This window comes from Pleomorphochaeta sp. DL1XJH-081, assembly GCF_049310885.1.
In the GTDB taxonomy this organism is placed as follows: domain Bacteria; phylum Spirochaetota; class Spirochaetia; order Sphaerochaetales; family Sphaerochaetaceae; genus CAYZJV01.
In genome coordinates this window covers 1-263 of the sequence record NZ_JBMDYO010000124.1, presented here as the reverse complement: position 1 = coordinate 263, position 263 = coordinate 1, and the positions used below count along the sequence as shown (strand labels likewise).

The window sequence follows — 263 nt, the reverse complement described above, 5'->3', positions numbered from 1 at the left end:
ATCCAAATCTGCTAGATAGTAGTAGTTATCATAACTCGATAAATGAGTTGCTTTCTTGTCTTCGATTTACATTGAATTTGCATGAAGACCAACCCATATTCCCACGATCTTATAGAGCCACAACTCCACACCAATGCCCCAAACTTCTTTTGATGTGAGCTGAGAATCTACATTTGAAGAAAAGAAGAGAAGTGGTTTCATCTTCTTCCTGACAAAGCACGCATTGCTGCTCATGCATGATTCCAATTTTCTGTAGATTATCC

General features: G+C 38.4%; 1 protein-coding gene. It reads right to left on the bottom strand.

All coding sequences use genetic code 11. From position 1 onward, the window contains the following. Positions 1-66 precede the first annotated feature (66 nt). Positions 67-263: hypothetical protein (locus ACODJP_RS14160; protein WP_422482597.1), on the bottom strand; the 197-nt coding region annotated here is incomplete at its 5' end.